This is a genomic window from Prevotella sp. (genome assembly GCF_051059605.1).
GTDB lineage: Bacteria > Bacteroidota > Bacteroidia > Bacteroidales > Bacteroidaceae > Prevotella.
In genome coordinates this window covers 2,085,635-2,111,069 of sequence record NZ_CP050883.1, presented here as the reverse complement: position 1 = coordinate 2,111,069, position 25,435 = coordinate 2,085,635, and the positions used below count along the sequence as shown (strand labels likewise).

Annotated in this window: 14 protein-coding genes; 8 read left to right on the top strand and 6 right to left on the bottom strand. The window is 38.4% G+C overall.

The genetic code is table 11. The annotated features are described in order from the left end of the window. The first annotated feature begins 64 nt into the window (after positions 1 to 64). A complete protein-coding gene (locus tag HEQ28_RS08310) occupies positions 65 to 2,017 on the top strand; it encodes a KUP/HAK/KT family potassium transporter (protein ID WP_434501800.1) in 1,953 nt (650 codons plus the stop codon). Positions 2,018 to 2,117: 100 nt separating this feature from the next. Here HEQ28_RS08310 and HEQ28_RS08305 read toward each other — a convergent pair whose 3' ends face one another. Beyond that, positions 2,118 to 3,260: an AAA family ATPase gene (locus HEQ28_RS08305; RefSeq protein ID WP_434504443.1), complete on the bottom strand. Its 1,143-nt coding sequence runs from the start codon at positions 3,258 to 3,260 to the stop codon at positions 2,118 to 2,120. Positions 3,261 to 5,118: 1,858 nt separating this feature from the next. Between HEQ28_RS08305 and HEQ28_RS08300 the strand changes: the two genes are divergently transcribed. Together HEQ28_RS08300 and HEQ28_RS08295 are read left to right on the top strand one after the other, a co-directional pair. Continuing rightward, positions 5,119 to 5,562: a hypothetical protein gene (locus HEQ28_RS08300; RefSeq protein ID WP_434501799.1), complete on the top strand. Its 444-nt coding sequence runs from the start codon at positions 5,119 to 5,121 to the stop codon at positions 5,560 to 5,562. A gap of 466 nt (positions 5,563 to 6,028) precedes the next feature. Continuing rightward, positions 6,029 to 8,830, top strand: a complete 2,802-nt coding sequence (locus HEQ28_RS08295; RefSeq protein WP_434501798.1) for an outer membrane beta-barrel protein — start codon at positions 6,029 to 6,031, stop codon at positions 8,828 to 8,830. Between the two features lie 271 nt (positions 8,831 to 9,101). Here HEQ28_RS08295 and HEQ28_RS08290 read toward each other — a convergent pair whose 3' ends face one another. From HEQ28_RS08290 to HEQ28_RS08270, 5 genes are read right to left on the bottom strand one after another with little or no spacing between them, the layout of a single operon-like run. Then, on the bottom strand, positions 9,102 to 9,926 hold the full coding sequence (locus HEQ28_RS08290; RefSeq protein ID WP_434501797.1) for an ABC transporter permease: 825 nt from the start codon (positions 9,924 to 9,926) through the stop codon (positions 9,102 to 9,104). After that, entirely contained in the window at positions 9,923 to 10,837 is a 915-nt protein-coding gene (locus HEQ28_RS08285; protein WP_434501796.1) for an ABC transporter ATP-binding protein, read from the bottom strand. The genes HEQ28_RS08290 and HEQ28_RS08285 overlap by 4 nt, the downstream gene beginning before the upstream one ends. Before the next feature lie 37 nt (positions 10,838 to 10,874). After that, on the bottom strand, positions 10,875 to 11,447 hold the full coding sequence (locus HEQ28_RS08280; protein ID WP_434504442.1) for an RNA polymerase sigma factor: 573 nt from the start codon (positions 11,445 to 11,447) through the stop codon (positions 10,875 to 10,877). Beyond that, positions 11,437 to 11,802 (bottom strand): hypothetical protein, encoded by a 366-nt coding sequence (locus HEQ28_RS08275; protein ID WP_434501795.1) that lies wholly within the window; start codon positions 11,800 to 11,802, stop codon positions 11,437 to 11,439. The genes HEQ28_RS08280 and HEQ28_RS08275 overlap by 11 nt, the downstream gene beginning before the upstream one ends. Positions 11,803 to 11,814: 12 nt before the next feature. Further along, a complete protein-coding gene (locus HEQ28_RS08270) occupies positions 11,815 to 12,144 on the bottom strand; it encodes a 4Fe-4S dicluster domain-containing protein (protein ID WP_434501794.1) in 330 nt (109 codons plus the stop codon). Between the two features lie 326 nt (positions 12,145 to 12,470). Here HEQ28_RS08270 and HEQ28_RS08265 point away from each other — a divergent pair, with 326 nt between their 5' ends. Genes HEQ28_RS08265 through HEQ28_RS08245 form a run of 5 tightly spaced genes read left to right on the top strand, consistent with a single transcriptional unit; the run spans position 12,471 to position 25,290 of the window. After that, positions 12,471 to 15,248: a glycoside hydrolase family 2 protein gene (locus HEQ28_RS08265; RefSeq protein WP_434501793.1), complete on the top strand. Its 2,778-nt coding sequence runs from the start codon at positions 12,471 to 12,473 to the stop codon at positions 15,246 to 15,248. Beyond that, positions 15,245 to 18,385 (top strand): glycosyl hydrolase, encoded by a 3,141-nt coding sequence (locus tag HEQ28_RS08260; RefSeq protein ID WP_434501792.1) that lies wholly within the window; start codon positions 15,245 to 15,247, stop codon positions 18,383 to 18,385. Before HEQ28_RS08265 ends, HEQ28_RS08260 begins: the two co-directional genes overlap by 4 nt. Positions 18,386 to 18,392: 7 nt before the next feature. Beyond that, positions 18,393 to 19,802: a sialate O-acetylesterase gene (locus HEQ28_RS08255; protein WP_434501791.1), complete on the top strand. Its 1,410-nt coding sequence runs from the start codon at positions 18,393 to 18,395 to the stop codon at positions 19,800 to 19,802. Positions 19,803 to 19,815: 13 nt separating this feature from the next. Next, a complete protein-coding gene (locus HEQ28_RS08250; RefSeq protein WP_434501790.1) occupies positions 19,816 to 22,371 on the top strand; it encodes a glycoside hydrolase family 2 protein in 2,556 nt (851 codons plus the stop codon). A gap of 21 nt (positions 22,372 to 22,392) precedes the next feature. Next, on the top strand, positions 22,393 to 25,290 hold the full coding sequence (locus HEQ28_RS08245) for a two-component regulator propeller domain-containing protein (protein ID WP_434501789.1): 2,898 nt from the start codon (positions 22,393 to 22,395) through the stop codon (positions 25,288 to 25,290). The last annotated feature ends 145 nt before the right edge of the window (positions 25,291 to 25,435 follow it).

Genomic DNA, 25,435 nt, shown 5'->3' with positions numbered 1-25,435 from the left:
AACTACAGTTAGTTTTTACTTGTTGGGAATTAGCTTATCTTTGCGCCATAATTTTGATATTTATATGGATAATAGTAAAAGCAGTTTGAGTAGTCGCTTCACAATGATGGGACTACTTGTAACTCTCGGTATTGTATTCGGTGATATAGGAACGTCCCCACTTTATGTAATGAAGACCATTATAAGGGCGAATCCTGCTTACGATGCCAATTTCATTATAGGTGCTGTTTCTTGCATTATTTGGACATTGACACTCCAGACGACAATAAAATATGTCGTTGTTGCGCTTCGTGCCGACAACCATGGAGAGGGAGGCATCTTGGCTCTTTATGCTCTTTTGCATAAATACCGTTGGAAAAGTCTTTATGTTGTAGCCATTATCGGTGCAGCTACGCTTGTTGCCGATGGTATTATTACGCCAGCTATTACCGTTACATCTGCCATTGAAGGGTTGGAGGTTATCAATCCATCAACGCCAGTGTTGCCGATATGTATTGGTATCATCTCTATTTTATTCTTGATACAGCGATTTGGCACAAGTGTTATCGGTCGTTCTTTCGGTCCGATAATGTTTTTCTGGTTCTTGATGTTGGGTATCATCGGTTCGATGAATATTCATTATGACTTAGCAATATTCAAAGCTTTTAATCCATATTATGCTATTCATGTTTTAGTGGCATATCCAGAGACTAGTCTTATTCTTGGTGCAGTGTTCCTATGTACTACTGGAGCTGAGGCTCTTTATTCAGACCTTGGACATTGTGGTCGCAAGAATATCCGCATTAGCTGGATATATGTTAAGGCGATGCTCATACTCAATTATCTTGGTCAAGGTGCTTGGGCTATAAGTATGATAGGTCATAACATGGAAGGAATAAATCCTTTTTATGCGATCATACCAAATGATTTTCTTGTCTTTGCAATTGTAATGGCTACTTTGGCGGCTGTTATAGCTAGTCAGGCTCTTATAAGTGGCTGTTATACCATCTTCAGTGAAGCTATAAATCTTAACTTCTGGCCACGTCTGAAGATTAAGCACCCTACAAATGTTAAGGGACAGATATACATTCCGTTAGTAAACAATTTCCTTTTCTGTTTCTGTGTATTCACGTTGCTGTTGTTCCAGACTTCAGATAATATGGAGGCTGCTTATGGATTGTCTATAACGATAACTATGTTGATGACAACAATCCTTCTTGGTGTGTATCTGTGGCATGGAACTATGACAAGGATATTTGCTATACCATTTTTGGTGGTATTCATGATAATAGAGAGTTGCTTCCTTTTGGCAAATGTAGCCAAATTCATGCGTGGAGGTTGGTTTACGATTCTCATAGCTAGTTTCTTCTTCGTTATTATGATGGTCTGGTACAAGGCTTATAAGACTCGTCAGCGTAATCTGAAACTTGTTAAGATAAAGGATTACTTACCTATAATAAAGGATTTGAAAGCGGATACGACCATTGCTAAATATGCTTCTAACCTAGTGTTTATTAACTGGGCACAAAAGGAAGATGAAGTAGAGGACAAACTAATATATTCCATTTTGCGGAAGCAACCCAAGCGTGCCGACCATTATTGGTTGATACATCTTGACATGGTTGACGAACCTCAGACGTTGGAATATACTGTAGATACATTGCTTGAGGATACTGTTTTTAATATCCGCATTAAGATTGGTTTCCGTGTTCAACCGTTCGTTAGTCAGTTCCTACGTCAGATAATAAATGACATGACCAAGCGTCAGGAGGTAAGTATTGCTAGTGGATATCCGTCATTGCGTAAGCATGGCATACTTGGTGACTTCTGTTTTGTTGTCATTCATCGTATTTTCTATCCAGCAAGTAGTGTCAGTGCGTTTGAGCAGTTTGTTATGAACCTATATGCCCTCGCTCGTCACATGGCTATTCCTGAGCAGCATTGGTTGGGCTTGGATACCAGTAATGTTGTTGTTGAGAATGTTCCGCTTATAATAAACCGCAACTGTCAACAAAAAATAGTAAGGATTGAAGAATAAAGTTTCAATCCTTACTATTTTAGAATATTGTATAAACGCCTAATAAAATGGCGAAATATTATAATGTACTCTAAACTTTTCAGTCTTCATATATGTTATCTTAATCAGTTGTGTTGCCTAAAACATATTTCTTTATCCATAGGCTGAAAAACTGATCATACACAGAATATGCTCCATCATTCTCAGTGATGAAGTCTTTTTCTAATAATCCTTTAACCGCAGAATTTACTGAACTTGGTGATGGCAGGTGATGTTTCTTTGCAAAAATTCCGCCTGTAACATTTCTGGCTTTGCCTTCTGCGGCTATAGCAAGGAATGTGTTACGCTGCTTTTCTGCCATTTGTCGCAATATGGTTTCGTAGGTGTCTGATGACATATCTAAGATATAGTTTATTGCGTCATCAAGCATACCTTTTGAGCATGTACCGTTTTGAGGAGTTTTAAGAAACAGTACATTCATTACACGTTGTATGTAGGATGTGACGCCTTCAAATCTATTAAATAGTTCTTTTATTATTTCTACTTCTAGATGTTTGTTGCGTTCCTCAAATTTCTCAGATGCGAATTCGCTGTATTTCTCAACAGTTAGTGTTTTTAAGTTCATTAGTGTAACGCTCTGATAAAAAGGTCGTGATGGTGATACAAATATCTCTCCCATTAGGTGGCGGTGTGAGCCTGAAAATATGAAATGTGCATTTGTACATCTTTGTATATATGTGCGCAAAAGCGCTTCGATTCTATTATCGCCATAGTATGTTATCTGCTGGAACTCGTCTATTGCCACAAGGCAAGGCTTATCCGCTTGCTGTAGATAAGTGAATATCTCGTCTAAAGTAACTTCTGGATTTGTTATAGCTCCAACCCCAACACTCCATACGGGAAGACCATTGATATCAAATGAAATTTCAGAGCGCAAAGATGCTAATGTCTGGATTAATTTTTCCCAGACTTTCTTACCCTTTGAACGTAGTCCGTCTATAATGCTTTTACCAAATACATTAACTAGGTCTGAAACAGAAGATGTTGAATAGATGTCGATGATAAAAGTATAGTAGTCCTGTTTTATCTCAGGTTGGTTAAAACAATGATTTATAAGTTCAGTCTTACCAATACGTCGAGGAGACATAAGGGCAAGATTGTTCTCATTGACTAACAGGTCTATAATTTTTCTTGTTTCATCTTTACGATCACAGAAATATTCAGGACCAGCATATCCATTTGTTATAAAAGGGTTGTTCAACATCATAGTTTATTGTTTGATTCCGCAAATATAGTACTTTTATTGTAATTATCAAAAAATGATTATCAAAAAGTGATAAAATACAAATGTGGTGTCTTTTAGTTATGTAGTTACGATATCAATTGTGACTCACTTTGATGAGGCTATGATAGTAAAAAAATGCATAGTAAAAGAAACAAAACTTCTTTTTCTGTGTAATTTTTAACTATATATGGCTTTGTAAACGGTTATACTCGCATCCACAGGTAATGATTAACACTTAGTGTTGAGCATTATCTATAGCTTAGATTTCTCGGTGACGATTTCAATTTTGTAGGTTTTAAGGGTTCCCCCCTATGTTTTTTTGTTTTTTAGCTACGGTAGCTACGGCACCTTTCGCATAGCCCATTAACAGAGGAATTGACGATACGTAGCTAGGTCAATTTAGCTACGATAAGCTACGTTCTAGCTACGTTCTCTATTTCTCTTTATATAATGTACGCGCTAGCGCGCACGCACATAGGGTTTTGAAAAATATAAGCGTCGAAATGTCAACTTAATGAATATCAGTATTTTATCTACGAATTTGACTAAATAAAGCGATGGAGATCAGACGGTCAAATATTGAGTTTCCCATGCGTTTCTATATAGAAACGCAACTCTTTCCACATAGAAACGCAAACGTTTTTACGATGTTTTACCTCCTATTCCTTCGTAAAACGCACTGCGTTTTACGAAGAAAAGCACTGCAAAACATCGAAAAACGCACCAAATTCCTTCGCAAAGTGCAATGTGATATAAGGGAAATTGTCACCCATTTTTTATCGACGAATAGTCATCACGTTATTCTACTCGAAAATATTTCTAACAAGTTGATGCTCAACGGATAGACACTTCGACATTTTTTTTACTGAAAAATTCACAGTGTGGACGCATGCGTGCGTGTATTACGATGTGTAACATTTCTAGTAATTAAAACTTTGGCTAACAGGCTAACCTAAATCTCATTGCATGGATAAAAATTTTGCAGTATCTTTGCAGAGAATTCTGTGGAATTCAGCAGAACCTTAAAACAAGCTTGATGATTCTGTTTTCGTTTGCATAGTTCTTGCTCACATCCTCAGTTCCTTAGATGCCACCAGCGATTCTTTGACAAATTTACTTGTAGAATGCATTTTATCCTTAAAACAATACAAGTTAACGTAGCTAGAACGTAGCTAGCCGTAGCTAAATCCTGCAAGCTACGTATCGTCAATTCCTCTGTTTATGGGCTATGTGAGAGATGCCGTAGCTCCGTAGCTAAAAATATAAAAATGATAGGAGAGCGAGCACTGCGTTTGATGAGACAAATTAATTTGATATGATATTATTTTTTCTTCTCCTTCAAACACGTCAAAATATGCGTTATAGTTATTATTATCATATATGCTGACAAAAGAAATATTATATAGTGAATCATCTAAATTACAGTGAATCAACGTTAGTGACCATTTCTCTGAGGTTACGAAAATGTTTCTGTTAGGGCTTTTTGATGGTATATGTAGCTCTTTAATGTGTTAATTATCTAAAATTAAAAGGAAATAGGATGTCTTATATTTTGAAGTTATCATTATATTCATTTATTTTGTATGATAATAAAATACACAAAGAACACTGTAAATTAACAACTAATGACGCTAAAAAAGAAACTTTTTTATTCATACGTTTTTATTAAAACAACAGAGGGTAAAAGTATATCTTTATTCCCTGCAAACCCAGAGGCATTTTTGCATATGGTTGAAACACATCATATATTATACAACGATAAAACTAGTTCTTTCCAACAATATCCTTTAGAAGTATTAGAATAATAGTATTATTTAAAAAATAAACAACACGCACTATGGAATTAAATAAAAAAGAAGTCCTACCTATCATTTTAATAATAGCATCATTGATTATAGCTATATATAATCAAAGTGTAGGCAACAATATAATACTCCATTGGGATTTTGTAGGCAATATAACATCAGAGGGGCCTTCTGAAATTCTTTTTATATTGCCTATAGTTATGTGTCTCGTTTATTATGTCTTATTATATAATGAAGAGCATCCTGAACAAATAAATAGAATTAAAAAAATACCGAACAATATAAAGTCTAATAATACTTGGAGAAAGTATTGGTATATACTAAGAACACTAACAATGCTATTGTTATTATATATTACGATATGTTCTGCAAAGCTTTTAATTTTAAGTAATATATTTGTCTGTTCCCTACTTCTGATCCTAATATATCTTTTATTTGCAGCATTACACATATTGCATAAAAAAACAAACATTTAAATAGCTAAAATAAGTAGAATCGTAAAATTATTAGACTTGCGATTGGTGCTCTGGCATAGTTCAATTATGCTACAGTCGTGTGATGACGATGTTCGCTGTCTTTCTGCAGACATACTGAATCAGCCAATTAGTGGTGATATAGAGATAGCAAGTACATTATACCGTTTTGATTGTATATGTAGCTCTTTGATATGTTAATTATCTAAAATTAAAAGGAAATAGAATGTCATATATTTTGAATTTGTCATTATATTCGTTTATTTTGTATGATAATAAAATACACGAAGAACATTGTAAATTAACAACTAATGAACCTAAAAAAGAAATCGGGTATGATATTAGAAAGGGCTGGCGTTGTCAGTTCACATTTTTACAAGCACCTTTTAAATGGCGGTTGTTGGGTTATTAGTGTCATTGGCAACTCACTAATCCAGAAACATCTCTATCCAATTTTAATCTAATCAATATGTCTAAATTCAAATCTCTACATACTCGTGTTTTTCTTACGTTTTTATTGGTTGTTATTGGTAATTTACAAGCTATGAGCATTAACTATGACCATACAATACAAGGACATGTGGTGGACAATATCAGCGGAGATGGGCTCACCCCAAAAATTATACTGATGACTGCGGATAGCGTAGTGATAGACACGACTACAGCACAACTTGAAGATAACCCCTATACAGGTGGTAAAATAGGAAGCTATATTTTTTATAAGATTAACCAGAAGGGACGATACATCATTAAGGCTGTGATGGAGAATTATAGCGATGCCTATACTGATTGCGAGCTACGAAGTAATCGTCAGTCTGCAATCTTTGCCAAACCCATTCGCATGATGAAGGCTTTTCACGAACTTCCTGAAGTCCTTGTTAAAGCTACTAAGCTGAAAATGGTGATGCAGGGTGACACGATAGTCTACAATGCCAATGCTTTCAACTTAGCCAATGGCAGTATGCTCGATGCATTAATCGCTAAATTGCCCGGTGCCAAACTTAATAAAGATGGACAAATCTATGTTAATGGAAAATACATAGAGAGTCTTCTTGTTAATGGTCATGAGTTTTTTGCTGGCAATCCAAAACTCGCTTTAGAGAATCTTCCTGCCTACACCGTTAATAAGATAAAGGTGTTTAATAAAGCAGGTGCCGCCTCAGTGATGATGGGGCGTAGCATGGGTGATCAAAGTTATGTGATGGATGTAAGATTAAAACGTGAATATGCCACTGGATACATGAGTAATATAGAAACCGGAATGGGTACTAAAGATCGTTATCAAGTGCGGGGCTTTGGTATGAAATTCTCTAATAAAGAGAGAATCGGAGCTTTTGTCAACATCAATAACCTCAACGACAACCAGCGCGCCGAACTTAATGGTGAATGGAAACCACAGGATATGCCCGACGGACTATTGGCTACTAAGACAGCAGGACTCTCCTATCTCAACTTCCTCAATGGCATGGATACATGGCTAAGCAGTGACATAACCTATACGCATACTTCATCTGACAATGTAACAAAGCAAACTGCGCAGACCTTCCTACCTGGTGGCGACGCCTACAAGAATAGCTATGCCAAGGACTTGGAAAGCAGAGATCTGTGGAAAAATAATACAGTATTCAACCTGTGGCATGATGGTGTCTTCACGCATAACTCCCTCAACCTCTCCTATCAGCACACCAATGGCAGAGGAAATATGAACACGGAAACACTTGACTCAACTTCTGTCGTCAACCGTTTGCTTGCAGAAAACAGTATTGAATCGAGCGAATTCAACTTCAGAGCAGAATCCGAAAGCGGACTACGGGTCTTTGTTACCGACATGTGGCGTCTAGGTCTGTCTGCAGAATACAACCGTAACACTCAAAAAATATTTGCCATGCAAGATATACAATATCTACAAGGCACTCCATCCAGAGACTATCGCAATCCATATACCAATGCTCCCAATCAGCATCTTAAGCTCTCAGGCAATACAAACTACACCTTTATGCTCCGTGAAAAGTCTATCATGCCCGAATATACTTATACCTATTCTTACAACAAGGCTTCTAATCTGTTTTATCGATTAGACAAACTGGCTGGCAGAGATAGTAGTAGATTTGATATGCTGCCATCAGCAGTGAATGCGCTAGCCGGTTCCCTTGACGGTCAAAACAGTTACCGTTACCACGAATACCGCAACCAACATGAGTTCAGCCTCTTTTATCAAGATCTTAACTGTAAGCTCCTCAAAGCGGTTGTACAGCTAAAAATGCCGATACGCATTGTCAATGCTAACCTCTATTATGAACGTATGGGGCGTCACGACGTGATGCGCAAGAGTGTGTTTTTCGAACCTTCACTCTATATTCACCATCAGAGCAGCAAAACTGAATGGAGACTAACAGCAGAATTGCAGTCTGACCTTCCCGACCTTACAGCCATGACCGACTATCGCGACGACAGCGAACCGCTTTATATCAAAGAAGGCAACTCCGATTTAAAGGATATCCACCGATATAGTCTAGAGGCCAATACCACATTCCACGGATCACACCAACGGGCGTTTAGCCTATGGACTACTTGGCATAAAACCGACAATAGTACAGCCTACCAACTTACGTACGAGAAATCTACAGGTATATCTACACTTCGCCCTATGAGTGTAAACGGTAATTGGGATGCCAAAGGAGGTATGGGCTTCACGCGCACTTTAGATAATGCCCAGAAGTTTACCACCGATAATCAGCTATGGATTAATTACTACCACAATGTAGATCTTGCTACAGTGAGCGGACTCACGACAAGTCAACGCAGCATTGTAAACAACTGGAAGATGGGCGGCGAAAGCAAGTTGATTTTTCATGCCAACGACAACTATGAGTTCACACTTCATGGTGGTGGCAACTACTATCTTATCAATAGTCAACGTGAGGGATTCAGCAATATCCATGCAGGCGACTATAACGTAGGACTAAATACCACGTTAACTTTACCGTGGAACTTCCAGATTTCTACCGATATGACCATGTTTGCACGCAGAGGATATCAGCAAGCCGAAATGAATACTACAGACTGGGTATGGAATGCCCAGCTCACCCGTAGTTTCGTCAAAGGTAAACTACTGGCTAAGCTACAAGGTTTTGATTTGCTGCATGAGCTTTCAAGCACGCAATATGCCATGAATGCACAAGGCCGAACAGAGATTTGGCACAATAGCATTCCTCGTTATGTAATGCTTTCACTTGCTTGGCGATTTAACATTAATCCACAAAAGAAATAATGTTTTTACTGCTTTTATAATTTACTAATCATATAAGAATAATAAAAATAAAAGATGAAGTTTAAAATTAGTACAGCATATCTAATTCGTCAAACTCATTTAAAATAGTATTATAGGGACAAATGAAGAGAAGCCATCATTCTGCTACAGAACGATGGCTTTATTGTTGTCTATGCATTAAAACAAAGAGAGTTGGATGTCTACAGTTCTTTGTAGATTGATGCATGGATTCTTTGATTCAGACTTTGCGGTAAAATATAATTTTGAATGATTAATGCCCGTGCTTAAATATTTTGATTCTTGAAAAATCGGCTTTGGAAAATTGCTTTACACTTAGCATCAGGAAGATCATGCAAATAACCATAATTATGACAAAGCTCATCCACGGCATGATAGTGAAACTGCCCACTTGAAACGCTATACCATTTTTTACCTGTTCTGCTACCGATAAATGATCCATCTTCAATGTAACTTCTCGAAACAGAGCCGTGGTGTATGTCAAGGGATTTAGTAGGACGATGGGAAGCATAAATTTGGGTAATGCAAATGTCGGAATGTAGGCTCCGGACAAGAACGTGAGGGGGAATGATATGATGGTGACCAGTAGCTGAAAATTGCTCGATTCACGTGTAATTGTTGCCAGATATAATCCCAAAGCACTGAATGTGAGTCCGGCTAAAATCATAATGAGAATCATATCGAGTCCGTGAACCGCATCGAGATCTAGTCCCATAAACAGACCGATGATTACGATAATAAGTCCCTGAATAACAGAGATAACGGTAGACGATAACATATGCCCAATGGCTATCTGCCACCGCGAGATGGGCGCTACCAGAATTTCTTTCATGAAACCGCTTGAAATATCATCGAGGATGTTCATGGAATTATTCAAAGCAATTTGGAAAACAGTCATGATGATGATACCTGCAATCAAATAATTCATAGGGTTGGCAATGCCTACAGCAGTGCTCTTCATTACAAATGAAAAGACAAAAAGCATGATAACAGACATGAACAGATTCATAAACAGGCGCATTCTATCGCGCACAAGTTTCAATAAGTTTCTATTTAAGATGGCTAAAATGGCTCTCATGATTCTCTAATCTCCTTTCCTGTGATGTTTAAAAATACGTCGTTGAGTGATCCTTTCTTAACTTCGAGGTCTTTGATATATTGTTTGTTGGCAGACAGGATTTTTAGGAAATCATCGTAATCATTGATGTTGACCATAACAAAATCGCCATCCTTTTTATATTTCATGTGATGCTGATCAAGAAAACCGACAATCATTTCGGGTTGATCTGATTCCAACCTCATAACCGTTGAAGTGTATTGTTTTTTCAGATTGAACGGTGTGTCGAACGCAATGATTTTTCCTTTATCAATAATCGCGATTTTATTGCATATCTCAGCTTCTTCCATATAGTGTGTGGTAAGAAATATGGTAATTTTCTTTTCTTTTTGTAGTTTGTAAATATATTCCCACACGTTGGAGCGTGTTTGCGGATCGAGACCGGTAGTTGGTTCGTCCAAAAACAATACTTTGGGGAAATGCACCAAACCGCGGGCAATCTCGGCACGGCGTTTCATGCCTCCTGAAAGATTCTTGACCGGCGAATTGCGTCTTTGTTCAAGGTCGACCAGGTCGAGTACAAAGTCGATACGTGATTTTACTTCTTTCTTCGGTACATTATAAAAATCACAATGCAGTTTCAGATTCTCTTCTATGGTAAGCTTTTCATCAAGCGTTGGCTCCTGAAAGACAATACCTATGTTGTTTCTTACCTGAGCCATCTGCGTGCTTACGTCTAACCCATTTATTTTCATATCGCCCGATGTCTTTTCCTGAATGGTGCATAGCGTGTTGATAGTGGTACTCTTACCCGCTCCATTGGGACCAAGGAATCCGAAAATGCTCCCTTCTTCCACTTCGAATGAGATATTGTCTACCGCTACGAAATCACCGAATTTCTTTGTAAAGTTTTTAACTTCGATACTATTCATCTTTATTGTTTTAATTCTATTATTCTATTTTTTGCTTTTATGTGGAGATCAAATCGTTGTAGATCGTTTGCAAACGCTTTCGCAGATAAACGATTGCGTAATGTTTGCGCGAAAGCAATGTATTGACCGGTACGCCGATGGTCTTTGAAATTTCTTTCACAGGAACGCCGTCCAGCTCAGTAAGCTCAAAAATCTCACGTTGTTCGGTAGGTAATTCTGCCAATGCGTTTTCAAGTTCCGTCCATACCAGTGAACGCAGATATTTCGTTTCAGGAGAGTCTTCGTCTTCCACTTCGTGAAACAGTAGCCCCGATATTTCTTCCAGCACATTTTGATCTTCGTCTTCCTGAAAAACCGGCATCCTGACTTCCTTCTTTTTCGTTTCGGCATTGATGATCATATTTTGCGTGACACGATACAGCCATGCAGAGGTGTTTTCAATCGGGTTCATGGCATTATCCATTTTTTTTGCCAATTGATAAAACACATCCTGCAAAATATCATCCGCATCATCACGACTTGATACTCGCCCTCTAATAAACGATTTTAATCTCGGGGTGTATTTTACAATCCACTCTTTTAGATTCTTTTGATTCGAGTTATTGCTCACTGTTGTTTTCGCTATGAGAATGTCCTTGCCCAAAAGGATAACCGTGGAAACCGTGGTGTCTATTTTTAATAAATTCTTCACGTTCTTTCTCGTTCATCCTAGCCCATTTATCATATAAGGGATGATGGCGATATCTTGCCATCTCTTTTCTTGCCATCCAACCGCCAGGAAATGATCCAAACAAAAGTCGCGAAAGAACCAACAGACCGAATGCCTGCCAAAGACTAATGCATGAAAGTCCGAAAATAGTTGGCATCAACCAATTCCAAAGCAACATGACAATAGCAGAAAATACGGTTGCGAAGCCCAAAAAGCCTAAAAAATGCCAAAGTGAATGTTTAAAATAAGATTTCATAATGTTTATATATTAATGTTTATTATCAAATTGAATTTTTTCTTGCGTTGAAGATAACTGTATCTTATCAATCAGTCTGATGGCTCCAAAGTTACAACTTTTTATGCAATGTTGGCATGCCGTACATTGATTTGGATTTTTCACAATTACATGCATGTCCTTTCCTTCCTCAGGTTCCATTTTAAGTACACCGTTTGGACAGTGTGTTATACAGCTGTTACATCGAGCACACTTCTTATCGTCGATAGATATTATTCTATTGTTTTTTTCCTTTTTCTTAAATGAGTTCGTTACCAGATAAATAACGAATATAGCACCTACTGCAAAATAAAGTTGTATCATTTGCCCTATCATTTTTAATATTATAAATAGCTTTCTATAGATTAAGACAGATGAGAGCGATAAATATTTTAATGAATTGCGAATTTATATCATTTTTGCAATAGATTTATCATTTCCTTAGATTCTTTTTTGCGGATCAGTAGCTTATCTCACTTATATTATGAGCATTCTACTTGTAAAACAACGTTAGCTCGATGTTATAATTGATTATTAGGCAATTTTTTTTCAGCTTTTATAATTTATTAATCATATAATTGCATTACTTTTTCGCTCTTTGTTATAGACAAAAACGGGAGTTTTGAGTCTTATAATAAATAGGTAATGATATGAAAAGGTTTGCAACTTATATAGTGTTTTTCTTTGTAACGTTGGCAACATTGGCTCAAAGCGATGTTGATACACAACGAATGTATCTGTCGGGACATGGTTGTGACGATATGGTGAAGTGGGATTTCTTATGTACCAATGGACGTAATTCTGGCAAATGGACAAAGATTGGAGTTCCGTCTTGTTGGGAGTTGCAAGGCTTTGGCACTTATCAATACGGTATGCGATTCTATGGAGTTGCAAATCCTGAAGGCATCGCAAACGAAAAAGGACTTTATAAATATGAATTTAACCTTCCGAAGTCATGGGAAGGAAAACAGATTGAGCTTGTGTTTGAAGCTGTGATGACAGATGCAAAAGTAACCATTAACGGGCGAAAAGCCGGTAGCGGATTGCATCAGGGTGGATTCTATCGCTTTATATTTGATGTCAGCGATCGCATTTTCTTAGATAAACATAAGAATACTCTAGAGGTAGAGGTGAGTAAGGAAAGTGCTAACTCACAAGTAAATATGGCAGAAAGACGTGCTGATTATTGGAACTTTGGCGGAATTTTCCGTCCAGTCTTTGTCGTTGCCAAACCATCTTATAATATTGCTAGAGTAGCTATTGATGCCGATATGAACGGAGTGTTCAAGGCTGATTGTTTTCTTAACCATGCTCTTAATGGAGCAAAAGTTAAGGTGAAGATAAATTCAATCGGTGAAAGTGTGGCAGAAGTAAGGGGAGATGTAGCGCATTTTGATTTCAAGACATCCAATCCAAAACTATGGACTGCCGAAACGCCAAACATTTATACAGCAGAGTTTTCTCTGATGGATTCAAATAATCATGTCATTCATCGTGAGAAGCAGAAGTTTGGTTTCCGTACGATTCAGTATCGCCAATCTGATGGTGTTTACATCAATGGAAATAAAGTAATATTCAAGGGCGTAAACCGTCATTCATTCCGTCCTGAAAGTGGACGAACGTTGAGTAAGGCGAAGAATATAGAAGACGTGAAACTTATCAAGAGCATGAACATGAATGCTGTGAGATTGAGCCATTATCCTGCTGATCCGGAATTTCTTGATGCATGTGATTCTCTTGGACTATATGTCGAAAGCGAACTTAGTGGATGGCATTATGCTCATGAGACTATCATAGGTCAGCAGCTAGTGAAGGAAATGGTGACGCGCGATGAAAATCATCCAAGTATCATATTCTGGAGCAATGGAAATGAAGGTGGTTTTAATTATGAACTAGAACCAGAATTCTCACGTTGGGATATTCAGAAACGCGTTGTGATATATCCGTGGGCTAACAGAAACGGATTTGAGACAAAGCATTATCGCTCTTATGGTGAAACAGAGGAATACATGCGCCAGAAGGAGATATTCATGCCTACAGAGTTTCTTCATGGATTATATGATGGTGGACACGGTGCCGGACTTGCCGACTATTGGAAGATGATGATGGCAAACCCAAGATGTGCAGGTGGATTCTTATGGGATTTAGCCGATGAGGGAGTGGTGCGTACAGACAAAAATAATATGGTTGACTGCATGGGAAACTTCGGCGCTGACGGAATCGTAGGACCACACTTCGAAAAGGAAGGTTCTTATTATACCGTTAAACAGGTGTGGAGTCCTGTAGCTGTGTCTTTGTCTGGAACCAGATTGCAGGTTGTGAATAGTTATAACTTCACAAATCTTCGTGATTGCCACTTCTCTTATAAATATTTAGAAATGCCTATGTTGGGTTCTTCTGATGTGAAAACAAACTCAGCAGGTAGTCTTGTGTCTCCAAATGCAAATCCTGGTGATACAGCTTATATAATATTACCCGACGGTTGGAAAAAAGCCGATGTGATAGAGGTGAAAGCCGTTGATAATCATGGAAACGAACTATTTACATGGGACTTTAAACAGAACGTGAATAACGCCGCTCGTGTGAATGTAAACACTTGCAAGGTTGACTCGACGAAAGATAATTTGATTATAAATTCTGAAGGTCGTACCTATACATTCTCACGACTTGACGGACTCTTAAAAGGGGTAGCTGTTGGTGATAGAAAAATATCATTTGCAAATGGTCCTCGCTTTGTTGCCGCAAGACGCAGCGATCGCAGTTTCGACCAGTTTTATAACCATGATGATAAGGAAGCCGAAAAGAAAAAGACTCAATATACTCTTTATAACGACCAAGGAACTTTGCAGAGTATTGAAATGAGAGGTAATGTACTTACAGTGAAATATGCTCATGGCTCGCTTAATGAAGTGAAATGGCGTTTCATTTCTGGTGGAAGCGTAGAGATGAATGCAAATTACAGTTTTGGTGGAGTTGTTGACTTGATGGGACTCATGTTTGATTATCCAGAACAAAACGTGAAGAGTAAGCAATGGGTTGGTGACGGACCTTATCGCGTATGGCAGAACAGAATGCAAGGACCTCAATATAATTTATGGCAGAATAAATATAATGACCCTATACCAGGCGAGAGTTTTGAGTATCCTGAGTTCAAGGGATATTTCTCAAATGTAACATGGATGCAGATTAACACAACCGAAGGACGAATAGGAATAATCAACGATAGTAACAGTTTTGTAGGCGTTTATCAGCCACGTGATGGCAGGGATGAACTGTTATATACTTTGCCGCAGACAGGAATATCATTACTTCGAGTGATTCCGGCAGTGAGAAATAAGGTAAACTGTACAGACCTTAATGGTCCTTCTGCACAACCAGTGTGGAGCAGTGGCAGTATGTCAACAACAGCAACATTCAAATTCGAATGAAAAGATTAGTATATACCATATTGATTTCCTTTCTTGTAGCAGTTTCTGTCTATGGCGATTCTCGTCCTTGGACATTCTGGTACTGGATGTATGGTGCAGTGTCTAAAGCAGGAATACATGAGGATTTAAAGGGAATGAAAGACATCGGACTTGGCGGTTGCTATCTGATGCCTATACGTGGAGTGGCAGACAAACCTGAGTTTAATGGGGATGCTACACAGTTATCACCTAAATTCTGGCAGATGGTGGATTATTCTTTTTCACAAGCCGATTCACTTGGTCTTGATATGGGTATTCATATTTGTGATGGTTTTGCTCTTGCCGGTGCTCCGTGCATATCTCCAGCCGAGAGTATGCAGAAAGTTGTGTGGAGTGATACAATCATATCTGTTAATTCATCATCATCTGATCATATAAAATTAGTTCGCCCAGAGGCATACATGGACTATTATAAAGATATAGCCGCATTTGCATTGCCCGTGAAATACGATACAACAAAAGTGAAACCTGTTGTTGTGTCTCATTCTGATAATTTGGTTGTAAATCCGAATGGTAGTTTTAATGCTTCCAAATCTTGTTGGATAGAATATAATCTGGGTAGAAAAGTGACTTTGCGCAGTATTGATATTATACCTTCGGGAAACAATATTCAATGTCAGCGTGTAAAGGTTATGGTGTCTGATGATGGAAATGAGTTTAAGTTGGCTTCACAACTTCAACCTGCTAGACAAGGTTGGCAAAGTACTGGATATGGTTTTACTTATGCGATAAGTCCTGTTTCTGGAAAATTTGTAAGACTGGAATGGAGTCCAGACGGAACAGAACCAGGAAGCGAAGATTTGGATGCAGCAAAATGGAAACCAAACTTTAAATTAAAGTCGGTGAATTTCGGTTTGTCTCCAGTTATTTCGCAATGGCGTGGCAAAGCTGGATTCACATGGTTGGTGGCTCCTGAAACAACGAAAGATGAAGTGCCTGATGAGGATTGCATAAAAAAGTCAGATATAATAAGATTAAAATTGAATAATGGACGTGTAGTTGGAAAACTTCCAAATGGAACATGGCGCATATTGCGCATGGGACATACTTCTACTGGGCAGATGAATGCCACAGCAGGAGGCGGAAAGGGTTTGGAAGTAGACAAGTTTTCATCATCTGCAGTAAATAAACTATTAGATAATTGGTATTCACTTTTCCTTTCACGCAGTCATTCTTCAGTAGTGAAATATCTTCATGTAGACAGTTGGGAATGTGGAACTCAAAACTGGGGATATCAATTTGCGAGGGAATTCAAGTCACGCCGAGGTTATAATCTTATTGATTGGCTTCCGGTAATGGCAGGAATACCTTTGGAGAGTGCCGCTCAAAGCGAAAGAGTATTGCGTGATATAAGAAGCACGCAGAATGATCTTGTTAATGAAATCTTTTTCAAAACAATAGAAAAATACGCACATCAACACGGACGCAAGATAAGTCATGAGAGCATCGCTCCTACATTTGTTGCCGATGGTCTTGAACATTATAAATATTCAGATGTTCCTATGGGCGAGTTCTGGCTAAATTCCCCAACTCATGATAAACCTAGTGATATGCTTGATGCAATAAGCGGTGCTCACATATATGGAAAACCGATAGTTCAAGCTGAAGGATTTACAGAGGTTAGAGGCGTATGGAATGAAACGCCAGCGATGATAAAACCGCTTCTTGATCATAACTTTGCGTTAGGCATGAATAAATTGTTCTTTCATGTAAATACCCATAATCCTTGGACTGACAGAAAACCTGGTATGACACTTGATGGAATAGGACTTTTCTTCCAGCGTGATAATACTTGGTATCATGAGTCTGGTGCATTGGTAGATTATATCAATAGGTGCCAGAAAATGTTGCAGAGCGGTACGCCAGTTGTGGATATTGCTGTGTTTACAGGTGAGGAAATGCCATCGCGCTCTTTCACTCCCGACCGTCTTGTTGATATTCTTCCAGGATTGTTTGGCTATGAGCGTGTAGAATCAGAACGTAGACGATTGGAGAATAAAAACCAACCTATTGAGGAAAGTCCTGTCGGAGTGGTGCATGCTTCGGGAATAATGAATTTAAATGACTGGATAAATCCGTTACGTGGATATCATTATGATTCAATGAACAGTGATGCTCTTTTGAATGCTAAAATCGTTGACGGGCGTATCGTAATGCCTGGTGACATAAGTTATGGTATATTGGTTATGCCGGGAAAGACAAAGATGACACCTTCGTTTTCAGGGTATTCAAAAGTTATCGCTGATAGAATAAAGGAACTTCGTAAGAGTGGAGTTACAGTGATAGACGTTCCTTACACAGATGACACATTTAAATCAGCTGGTATTCCAAGGGATATCGTGTTGCCTAATGGTATCGCCTTTAATCATGTGAAAGCAAAAAGCGGTGATGATATCTACTTTCTGAGTAATCAGTTTGCTCGTATTATGACATTCAATGCCATTATGCGACAAACTGATATAAAGGGATGTATGTTGTATGATGCACAGAAAGATATTTATTTCAGTCCTTCATCATGTAGCATGGATAACGGTTTTGCAAATGTAGAAATTACATTGCCATCTCATGGTTCTGTATTCGTCATATTTCCTCATCATGTTCAGTCGACAACATTATCCAAGTTGCCAGTATATGATAAAGTCGTGAATGTAAACGGTGATTGGCAGTTGACTTTTGATGCGACGGGAATTAATGTAAAAACAAATATTCCTAACGATTGGAGTATTTCTGATAATGCCAAAATACGATATTATAGTGGTTCTGCAGAATATTCAACTCATTTGCGATGTGATATACTAAAAGGACAGAATGCAACGTTATCTTTAGGAAAAGTATGTGATATTGCGCATGTATTCGTAAATGATGTAGATTGTGGTGTGGCATGGACGTCACCTTATGAGGTGGATGTTACTAAAGCTCTGAGAAAAGGCGATAATGTTATCAAGATAATAGTTACTAACACATGGGCTAACGCCTTGCGTGGAAATGATATCGGAAATCCTCCGTTTTCAGGCATCTGGACTAATGCGCCGTATAGAATGAAAGATGATAAACTACTGAATGCAGGACTTATTGGACCTGTGGAATTAAAATACTAAAATATATATGAAATACAACAGACTACTTGTTGGCGTGGCAATGACATTGTCTGCCATGGTTATGAAAGCAGAAATCAAATTGCCGCACATGTTTGGCGACAATATGGTCATGCAACGCAATTCTGATTGTAATATATGGGGAACTGCCGATGCATTAAAAACAGTAAAGATTACTACGTCATGGAATGGTAAGACTTACAAGGTGAAAGTAGGAGATGACGGGAAATGGAAATTGAAGATCAGTACTCCTGATGCCGGTGGTCCTTATGATATAAGTCTTTCTGATGGTAAGGCACTTACATTGCATAATATCCTAATCGGAGAGGTTTGGATATGTAGTGGACAGAGTAATATGGAAATGCCGATGAAGGGATTTAAGGCACAACCTGTTGATGGGGCATTACATGAACTAATTACTGGAGCTGACAAAGACTTGCGCTTGTTCACGGTCAGTCGCAATGCCCGTTTGCAGGCTGTAGATACATTGCAGGGAAAATGGAATGCTGCAGATGCTGAGACAATACGCCAGTTCAGTGCAACGGCATATTATTTCGGTTCAATGTTGCGTAAGAGTTTACGTATTCCTGTAGGACTTATTGTAACCTCATGGGGTGGCAGCGCTTGTGAGGCATGGATGTCTTCTGATTGGTTAAAGGCATTTCCTGATGTGAAGTTGCCAACAAATGAAAAGGATGTTGATAAGTTGGCACAACGTTGTCCTACAGCTTTATATAATGGAATGTTGCGTCCGCTGATAGGTTTCACGATGCGTGGTGTGATATGGTATCAGGGAGAGGACAATGTAAATCGTGCATCTTCTTATTCTGCTCTTATGCAGAAGATGGTAAGTGGATGGAGAAATGAATGGAAAGAAGGATCTTTTCCTTTCTACTACTGCCAGATAGCTCCATACGATTATTCTTTAATCAACTGGAATTACAACAGTGCATATCTGCGTGAGCAGCAGTCTATGGTAGAAAACAATGTTGATAATTGTCGCATGGCTGTATTAATGGATGCAGGTTTGCAATATGGTATTCATCCACGTAAGAAGCGTGAGGCGGGCGAACGTCTTGCCATGCTTGCTTTGAAGAATACATATAATGTGAACGGACTTCCTGAATTTGCTGCTTATAGCGGAGTGAAGTTTGATGGCGACACCGCTGTTGTTTCGTTTAGTCGCAGTCGTGAATGGGTATATTTCAATAATTCTACGTCAAGTGACTTGTTTGAAGTTGCCGGAGCCGACAAAGTTTTTCATCCCGCAAAGGCTTGGATTTCACGCAATCAGGTATATGTAAAGAGTGACGAAGTAAAGCATCCCGTTGCAGTGAGATATGCATTTCATGATTGGGCTGTAGGCGACTTGTTTCATGATGGTTTGCCGGTAAGTTCTTTCCGTACGGATAATTGGTAAGAAAATGTTTAGTATGAAGAAAATAATATTATTGTTTGTCGCAATATTGTCATTCACTACTTGTTTGGCAAAGAACGACACGTCTGTTGATGGACTTTTCCCTATTGTTTCACAGGGACGTCAAGTGTGGAATTTTAATCCTGAATGGCGCTTTTGTCTTGGTGATGTAGCCAATGCCGAATCAGTAAACTTTAATGATAGCGGTTGGGAAGTTGTTTCAACTCCGCACTGTGTGAAACTCGAACCAGCTGAGGCTAGTGGATGTCGCAACTATCAAGGAAAGGCATGGTATAGAAAGCATTTTGTAGTACCAGCCAATCGCAGTGAAATATATTTTGAGGCGATAATGGGTAAGCAAGATGTATATATCAATGGAAAATTAGCTACTACACATTTTGGTGGTTATCTTCCAATAATAGTAGATCTTGATAAATTCGGACTTCACAAGGGTGATAGTTGTGTTGTTGCTGTGATGGCTGATAATTCAGATGATAAGAATTATCCTCCAGGTAAACCACAGTATGCCTTGGATTTTGCTTATCATGGTGGAATATACCGTGATGTATGGCTAATTGCTAAAAACGATGTGTTTATTACAAGTCCGCTTGCAGAAGATAGGCGTGATGCTGGTATATTTGTTCATTATGCTAATATATCAACACATTCAGCTGATGTAATAATCGATGTTAATGTGAGGAACGTTTCAAACAAGGTACGTCATTTAAATATTGAGAACACGCTTGTTGATTCTTGTGGTAAGGTAATTAAACGAGTACATGAAGGAATCGTTATTCCTGCTGGACAGAAGAGTGTTTCTCAAAAGATATCTTTGCGCAATCCTAAACTATGGTCGCCTGAAAGTCCATATCTTTATAATCTTGTTACACGTGTGAAGGAAGGTTCAAAGACTCTTGACGGTGGAATGACAAAGATAGGAATCCGTTCTATAGAGTTTCGTGGAAAGGATGGTTTCTGGCTTAATGGCAAGAAATATCGTAAACTTATAGGTGGTAATCGTCATCAGGACTTTGCTTATGTAGGTAATGCAGTCCCAAATAGTCAGCAGTGGCGTGACGTGATGAGATTAAAGAATTGTGGATTCAATATTATCCGAACAGCTCATTATCCGCAGGATCCTTCGTTCATGGACGCATGCGACGAATTGGGCATATTTGTTATCGTAGCTACTCCAGGTTGGCAATTCTGGAATAAGGATTCAATCTTTGAAAATCGTGTATTGGATAATACTCATCATATAATAAGACGCGACAGAAATCATCCTTCTGTGCTTATGTGGGAACCGATACTTAATGAGACCCACTATCCACTTGAATTCTCTTTGAAATCATTGCAGATTACTAGAGACGAATACCCTTACCCATATCGTCCGGCTGCTGCCGCTGATTTAAATTCAGAGGGAGTACGTGATCATTACGATGTTGTATATGGTTGGCCTGGTGATGACTTAAAGCCAAATAGTCCACGTCAATGTATCTTTACACGTGAGTTTGGTGAAATTGTTGATGATTGGTACGCTCATAACTGTATAAATCGCGCAAGTCGTAGCTGGGGAGAGCATCCTCAACTTGTTCAGGCTTTGTCACTAGCTAAGACAACAGGTGAGATGTTTACTTCAACCAGTCAGTTTATAGGTGGTGCACAGTGGCATCCTTTTGATCATCAGCGAGGCTATCATCCAGATCCGTATTGGGGTGGTGACTTTGATGCTTTCCGTCAACCAAAATATGCAGCCGCTATGTATGAGACTTTGGGAAGCAAACCAGTTGTGAATATAGCTAATGAGATGACTCCGTTCTCGGATAGTGATGTCGTTGTATTCTCAAATTGCGACAGTGTACGCCTTAGTTTATATGATGGTGAAAAGAGTTGGACATTGCCTGTTGTTCATAATCAGCAGTATTCTGCTCCTGTGATATTCAAGGGCGCATGGAACTTCTTTGAAGCTCGTAACTATAGTTATGTGAAGAAGAACTGGCAGAAAGTGAATATGGTCGCACAAGGTATTGTTGATGGTAAAGTTGTTTGCACATCACGCCAAATGCCTTCACGTCGCAGCACTCGTCTTCGTCTCTATGCAGACACAATGGGAAAACCTTTGGTTGCTGATGGTTCCGACTTCGTTGTTGTTGTGGCAGAGGTTACTGATGATAATGGTAACGTGCGTCGTCTGGCAAAAGAAGATGTTAAGTTTACCGTTACTGGAGAAGGTAGCATTATAGATGACGGCACAATAAATGCCAACCCACGTGCTGTAGAGTGGGGCTCAGCTCCTATTTTGTTGCGTTCAACACGTAAAGCAGGTAAAATTCATATTCGTGCAGAGGTCCAGTTCCCAGGTACGCATGCACCAGTTCCTGCCGAACTCGATATTCAGTCTGTTCCTTATGAAGGTAGTTTCTGCTTTGTACAGCAGTTAAATAAGAAAAACTCCGATAATTCATCTAGCATAACCGAAAAGCATAATGGTACAGTATTATCTGCTAAGGAGAAAGAAAAAATGCTTAAAGAGGTAGAACAGCAGCAGGCAGATTTCGGAATATCAAAATAATTTTGTATTTTTGGCGGTGTAATGAGAAAACTAGCCTACATACTGCTTTTTGTTTTGCTTTCCGTTTCAGCTTTTGCGCAGAATACGGAAAAGGATGATTTGTTAGTTTCTCATTACACAGACCAAAACGGATTGCCAAACAATATCGTAAACTGTTCGTTGAAAGACAAAGAAGGGTTTATGTGGTTTGGTACATGGTATGGACTTACACGTTTTGACGGAACACGTTTTCAAAACTTTTCAAATGCCGTGAGCATAGTTTCTGATCAACCTCCACGTAAGATAGAAACTATTATGGAAGATGGTCAGGGAAATATCTGGATAAAAACTTTAGATTGGAAATTGTCGGTGTTCTTTAAACGTACTGAGCGATTTGAAAATATCTTTGATGAACTGAAATCGTATTCGCGTAATTTGCAGATAATAAAGATACAGTCTACACCTGAAGGAAAAATATTACTGCTTACGAAAGATAAAAACCTATTACAGGCATATACGTTACCCGATGGAAGAATCAAAGTGCAGTTGATCGCGTCTTCACGTGGAAAGATAAACAAGTTTGATTATCAACTAAAGGATAACCTTGTTGATATACGTTCTGGTTACGCTGGTTGGGTTGGCAAAGACTATCGCATTTTTGTTCAACCACTTAAAGGAAGCAAGTGGACAAAGAAACAATGGTATTCATATTTTCAGCGAAAGTCTGTTGAGTCAAATGTTTATAAGGATAGCTTTGGATGCTTATGGACAGTTGGCGCTACTTCGATAAAATATTTTAATCCTCGTGACGGAAAACAAAAACTGTTTCCGTTTTTTTATTTCGGTCGTATCACTTCTCCTTCTTTTTGTGATGCTGGTGAACATGGTGTGTTCTATCTCACCGAGGCTGGTGAGGCTCTTTATATAGACAGAAAGACTCTTGAAATGCGTAATGTTGTAACGTTGCCACAATTGCGTGATGAAAAGCATGGAGCGCATTTCTTTAGTATGAATATGGATCGTGACGGTATTTTATGGCTTTCGTCAACAAATAATGGTATCTATCGGTTTAATTTTCCTAAACGTCAGTTCCGCATAATACCTTTACCGCCAAGTGATAAAGAAGGCGTTAGATCTTTATTTCAACTTAAAAATGGAGATATCTGGGTAGGTACACGCAGCAAGAATCTTTATGTACTTGACATAAACGGCAAATTGAAGTTCAAATATTCTTATGACAGATATCACATAGGAAGCGTTTATTATATCATGGCAGACCATAAAGGAAATCTGTGGTTATCAACTAAAGGCGACGGACTTATAAAGGCTTTGCCTGATAAGAATGTTGAGGGAGGATATCGTTTTGTTCATTATTTACACAATGTTGCTAATCCGTCGACAATAAGTGGTAATAACGTGTATATTACTTATGAGGACAGTCATAAGCGTATTTGGGTTGGAACACTTGATGGTGGTTTGAATCTAATAGTGGAACATAACGGCAGTATTGAATTCAAGAATAAATATAACGGAATGAAAAACTATCCGGGATATGGACTATATCTTGAAGTCAGGAATATGGTTGAAGACCGATGGGGTAGAATATGGGTTGGAACGATAGACGGATTAATGTCTTTTGATGCAGACTTTGATAATGTTAGGCACATCAAGTTTAATTCTTATAGATTGACAGAAACTAATACTTTGGCAAATAGTGATGTTTATGCACTCTATAAAGATCATCGTCAGAATATTTGGGTATGTATGTTTGGTGGTGGACTGAGTCGTATCTCAGGATATGATAAAAAACAAAATCTTCCTTTATTTAAATCACTTGGAGAACGAGAGGGATTGCGAAACGATGTTATTGTTTCCATTCTTGAGGATAATAGTGGTAGACTGTGGCTCGGTAATGATCATGGTTTATCATGTTACGACCCTGTCACTGATCGTATAAGAAACTTTGATAATACAGACGGATTTCCACATGTGGATATGGAAGAGACTTCTTCTTTGAAAAATTCAAATGGGGAATTATGGATGGGGTGCAAACAGGGAATATTGGCATTCCGACCAGAGGCTCTTAAAACGAAAAATGTAAAATATCCTGTATACATTGTCGGCTGTCAGGTAAATAATAGGGATATACGTAGTTATGTTGATGACCCAATTATTGATAAGGCTATAAACTATGTTGACAGGCTGGAACTTAAACATAGTCAGTCAATGTTTACATTGGAGTTTGCTGCATTGAACTTTCATAATCGTGATGGAGTGAACTATCGTTACAAGCTAGACGGATATGATAAGGATTGGCATTACAATGGCAACAACAGAATTGCGTCTTATACTAACGTGCCTTCTGGAGATTATACTTTTGTTGTTCAGGCAATAGATACTGCCAATCCGGGTAAGGTGAGCAGTTGCAGAATGCAGATAACTATATTGCCACCTTGGTGGGCTACTTGGTGGGCATATACTTTTTATATGTTTATTTTCATTGTAACTGCTTATTTTGCCATAAAATATGCAAAGTATCAGTTAAAGATGAAGAACGACATCTATATTCAGACAAAGGTATCTGAATTTAAAAAGAAGTTTTATCTTGAACAGCAGGATAAATTGTTTGTTGATAATGTTAGTAGCATTATTGATAGCAATCTTATGCAGGAAGATTTTGATATAGAATTAATAGCAAAACAGTTGGGTATGAGCAGAAGCTCATTCTTCAAACGTCTTAAAGCACTAACCGATTTATCTCCTTCTGATTTTGTGAAGGAACGTAAGTTAGCTTGTGCCGTAGAGTTATTGAAAACGTCAGAATTAAGCATTGCCGACATAGCCTATAAATCTGGTTTCAGTGATTCTGGTTATTTTGGAAAATGCTTTAGAAAGCGATATGGAATGAGTCCTCGTGAATTTATTAATAGTCAGAAATAAAGGCTATGAAAAGTTAGTATGTATATCTATAATTTATAAATAGATGAAGGATATATTTGAAGAATAGGATTCGTATAATATCATGCTTTCTTATTTTAGACTTGCTAGTAAATACCCATTTATGGCAAAAGATTCATTAGGGGCA

Bases quoted from the DNA above. Each gene is read 5' to 3' on its own strand.
- HEQ28_RS08310 (WP_434501800.1), top strand. From the start codon at position 65: ATGGATAATAGTAAAAGCAGTTTGAGTAGTCGCTTCACAATGATGGGA.
- HEQ28_RS08305 (WP_434504443.1), bottom strand. From the start codon at position 3,260: ATGTTGAACAACCCTTTTATAACAAATGGATATGCTGGTCCTGAATAT.
- HEQ28_RS08300 (WP_434501799.1), top strand. From the start codon at position 5,119: ATGGAATTAAATAAAAAAGAAGTCCTACCTATCATTTTAATAATAGCA.
- HEQ28_RS08295 (WP_434501798.1), top strand. From the start codon at position 6,029: ATGTCTAAATTCAAATCTCTACATACTCGTGTTTTTCTTACGTTTTTA.
- HEQ28_RS08290 (WP_434501797.1), bottom strand. From the start codon at position 9,926: ATGAGAGCCATTTTAGCCATCTTAAATAGAAACTTATTGAAACTTGTG.
- HEQ28_RS08285 (WP_434501796.1), bottom strand. From the start codon at position 10,837: ATGAATAGTATCGAAGTTAAAAACTTTACAAAGAAATTCGGTGATTTC.
- HEQ28_RS08275 (WP_434501795.1), bottom strand. From the start codon at position 11,802: ATGAAATCTTATTTTAAACATTCACTTTGGCATTTTTTAGGCTTTTTG.
- HEQ28_RS08270 (WP_434501794.1), bottom strand. From the start codon at position 12,144: ATGATACAACTTTATTTTGCAGTAGGTGCTATATTCGTTATTTATCTG.
- HEQ28_RS08265 (WP_434501793.1), top strand. From the start codon at position 12,471: ATGAAAAGGTTTGCAACTTATATAGTGTTTTTCTTTGTAACGTTGGCA.
- HEQ28_RS08260 (WP_434501792.1), top strand. From the start codon at position 15,245: ATGAAAAGATTAGTATATACCATATTGATTTCCTTTCTTGTAGCAGTT.
- HEQ28_RS08255 (WP_434501791.1), top strand. From the start codon at position 18,393: ATGAAATACAACAGACTACTTGTTGGCGTGGCAATGACATTGTCTGCC.
- HEQ28_RS08250 (WP_434501790.1), top strand. From the start codon at position 19,816: ATGAAGAAAATAATATTATTGTTTGTCGCAATATTGTCATTCACTACT.
- HEQ28_RS08245 (WP_434501789.1), top strand. From the start codon at position 22,393: ATGAGAAAACTAGCCTACATACTGCTTTTTGTTTTGCTTTCCGTTTCA.